The 3,320-nt window shown below is 73.5% G+C and carries 3 protein-coding genes; 1 reads left to right on the top strand and 2 read right to left on the bottom strand.

All coding sequences use genetic code 11. The annotated features are described in order from the left end of the window. Positions 1-211, top strand: a 211-nt coding sequence (locus tag ABYE80_RS18810) for a hypothetical protein (protein ID WP_372791851.1), incomplete at its 5' end; no start/stop codon positions are given. A 62-nt stretch (positions 212-273) separates the two neighbouring features. Here the strand turns inward: ABYE80_RS18810 and ABYE80_RS18805 are convergent. Together ABYE80_RS18805 and ABYE80_RS18800 are read right to left on the bottom strand one after the other, a co-directional pair. Next, positions 274-2,586, bottom strand: coding sequence for a hypothetical protein (locus tag ABYE80_RS18805; RefSeq protein WP_372791850.1), 2,313 nt, complete (start codon positions 2,584-2,586; stop codon positions 274-276). Positions 2,587-2,608: 22 nt separating this feature from the next. Further along, the coding region (locus ABYE80_RS18800) for a class I SAM-dependent methyltransferase (RefSeq protein ID WP_372791849.1) at positions 2,609-3,320 on the bottom strand (712 nt) is incomplete at its 5' end.

The following is a 3,320-nucleotide window of genomic DNA, read 5'->3' as shown; positions in this document are numbered from 1 at the left end:
GGGCGCGACGGTGCTCGATGAAGCGCGCAACGCGCTGGGCGCCAACACCGCGACGAGCCAGAACGAAGCGGTGGCGCTGATGGCGATCGTCAAGGACGTCGCCGACGGCACGTCGATCGGTCTGCGCTGCACCGAGCAGGCTGGTGAGACGCTCCAGGCGGAGGACCTGAAGCTCACCGCCGTCCAGGTGCAGTCGGTCGTCGGTCCGTGATCGCTCGGCGCTGAATACGGCGGTACAGCAGGTGCGGGCGGTCCTCGGGCCGCCCGCGGCGCTCACCGCCGCACGAACTCGCAGTCCGCCGCCACCACGTCCGAGGCGTCCGCGAACACGGTGTCGACGCCGGGTCCGCACGCGACGTGATCGACACCCCCGCCGACGACGTTGACGCGGTCGTCCCCGTCCCCGCCCTGGATCAGGTCCGGGTCGATGTTCCCGAAGATCGCGTCGTTGCCCGGGCCACCGTCGATGCGGTCCCGTCCACGGTCGCCGGTGATGTAGTCGTCACCGTCGCCACCGAAGATCACGTCGTCGTCCCCTCGTCCGTGGACGCGGTCGTCACCCGGCCCTCCGTGCAGCTCGTCGTTGCCGTTCTCGCCGTCCACGTAGTCGTCGCCCTCGACGCCGAACAGCCGGTCGATGCCGTCGCCCCCGAGCATGGTGTCCGGGCCCGGCGTCCCGGTGAGCGTGTCGTCGCCCGGGGTGCCACGGATCGTGGTGCTGCTCGGCGGAGCGTCGTTGGCCGGCTCGGGCGGGATGGGGATGACCGTCTCGCACCGGCTCAGGACGTCGCGAGACGGGCTCGTGATCTCCACGTAGACCGTGTCGCGCCCGGTGCCGCAGTCGACGACGTCGCGGTCCTCGTCGGCCACCCGGATCACGTCGTTGCCGCGACCGGCGTTGACGCGATCGGCGCCCGGGCCGGCGACGATCTCGTCGGACCCGTCACCCCCCGACAGGTAGTCGTCCGACGAGCCGCCGTCGAGGATGTCGTCGCCCGCGGCCCCGTACAGCTTGTCCCTGCCCGCGTCGCCCTTGAGGTCGTCGTCGCCCTCGCGCCCGAACACCTGGTCGTTCCCGGTGCCACCGTCGGCGAGGTCGTCGCCGTGCCCGGCGTCGAGCGTCTCGGACCCCGGGCCGGCGAAGAGCTGGTCGTTGCCGTCACCGCCGAGCAGCCGGTCGGTGCCCCGGCCGCCGTCGATGAAGTCGTTCCCGGGGCCACCGTCGAGGAGCGGATCGTTCCCGAACCCCGCCTCCACGATCTTGTCGTCGCCGGGGCCGCCGAGGATCGTGTCGTCGCCGTCGCCCCCGTCGAGGAAGTCGTTGTCCGCGCCGCCCTCCAGCGTGTCGTTCCCGGTTCCTCCGAAGCCCGCGTCCTGTCCCGGCCCGCCGATCAGCGTGTCGTCGCCCGCCTGTCCGCTCAGCCGGTCGTCCTCGCTCTCGCCGTACAGGACGTCGTTGGACGGGCCGCCGACGAGGCTGTCGTTGCCTGCGCCGCCGAACAGGCTGTCCCGTCCGCGTCCACCGTTGAGCACGTCATCGCCGCCGAGCCCGAGCATGCGATCCGACAGCCGGCTGCCGCTCAGCCTGTCGGGTCCCTCGGTGCCCGTGATCGTCGCGACCCCCGGCTGGACGGCGACGGCGACCGGCCGCGACCTGCGCCCCAGACGTCGCGCGGTGAGACGGCGCAGGGAGGTGGCGCCGAAGACCGAGAGGGTCCGCGAGCTGCGATCGGCGACGTAGAAGCGCGCGGCGTCCGGCGAGGTGGCGGGGAAGCCCGGTCCGCGACCGGCCGCGACCCGGGCGAGCGTGCGACCTGATGCGAGGTCCACGACGGCGGTCACGCGCTTGCCCGGCGCGGCGCCGAGGATCGCACGCCGGCCGTCCCGCGTGATCGCCACGCCACCGCCGACACCGGCACGCAGCCGGATGCGGCGGCCGACCCGGCGCCGTCGCACGTCCACGCTCACGAGCCGGGTGCCCTTGGACCCCACGGTCAGCACGCGGGCGACATCGCCCCGCGGCCCGAAGGAGACCCCTGTGGCGCCGGCCAGGGTCAGGCGCCGGACGAACCTCCCCGACGGCACGTCGACGATGCCGACCTGTCGACGACCGGTGACGGTGAGGACCCTCGTCCCGTCCGGGCTCACGGCGAGTGGTCCGGGGGAGGACCGCGGGATCACGACCGCCCGGACCAGCTGGAACGTCGCGGCGTCGACGACGTCGATACCGCCGGGACGGGAGGTGAACAGGCGCGTCCCGTCGTCGGAGATCGCCAGGGCGACGGGACGCCGTGCGAGGGCCAGGACGGACACGACGCGGCGCGTCGTGAGGTCGATGGCGAGCAGGCGGCGACCGGCGGCGACGTAGGTACGCGAGCCGTCGGGTGCCGCGGCGACGCCGACGGTCCTCCCGCCGAGCGCGATACGGGTGCCGACCTGGTTGGTGACGGCGTTGACCAGGGTCAGGGAGGACGTGCCGTCGGCGACGGCCACCACGCGCGCGTCGGCGGGGGCGCAGAGCACCGCCCAGGCTCCCCACGCGCAGAGGGCCGGTCGCAGCGAGCGTCGTGCCGAGAACGCCATCATGGGGGAGAGCGGAAAGACCCCGTCAGAGTTGCGGTGTCGCCTCGATCATGGCGACGGCCCGCGCCTGCGGGTGCTCGTCCGGAGCGAGTCGCTCCCAGGCGGTCCGGGAGGCACGCTGCACCACCGTGCGCGACCGCACCTGCCAGCCGCGCAGGAGCTCGTCGAGCGCGCCGTGGTCGTAGACGCGCTCGAACCCGGCGACGACGAACTCGGGACCGTGGGGCACCGTGAGGAGGAGGCGTCCCTGTGCTGCGATGTGCGCGCGCAGGTGCTGCAGGGCCGCCAGGTCCTCGCGGGAGTCGGAGCCGTCCTGCCCGTAGTGCTCCAGGCCGAAGTGCTCCACCGCCGACAGGCACACGACGGCATCCCAGCCTCCGGGACCGGCGTACTCGTCCAGGCGACAGGGGTGCACGGTCAGGTTGGGGTGCTCGACGGGGTAGCCGCGCGGGTCGATCACCTCGACGGCGTGACCGAGGGTCGCCAGGGAGAGCGCGACCGTGCTCTCGCTCCCTCCGACGTCGGCGATCCGCAGCGACCTGTCGCAGGGGAGCAGCGAGAAGATCCACGGCTGCTCGACGATCCGCTCGTTGACCAGGAGCACGTCGGCGGCGCCCTCGGCGAGCTCGACGGGGACCGGCGGGTTGAACCACAGCCCGGCCTGGGCGGCGTATCCGTCCGGCCCGCCCGCCCAGTTGAGGTAGGCCGCCCTGCCCGCGTCGAGGTCGAGCAGCGCC

Source organism: Paraconexibacter sp. (assembly GCF_041602235.1).
Lineage (GTDB): Bacteria > Actinomycetota > Thermoleophilia > Solirubrobacterales > Solirubrobacteraceae > Paraconexibacter.
Note: the sequence above shows the minus strand (reverse complement) of the source record. Positions and strands in the feature narration are given on the sequence as shown.

Bases quoted from the DNA above. Each gene is read 5' to 3' on its own strand.
- ABYE80_RS18805 (WP_372791850.1), bottom strand. From the start codon at position 2,586: ATGATGGCGTTCTCGGCACGACGCTCGCTGCGACCGGCCCTCTGCGCG.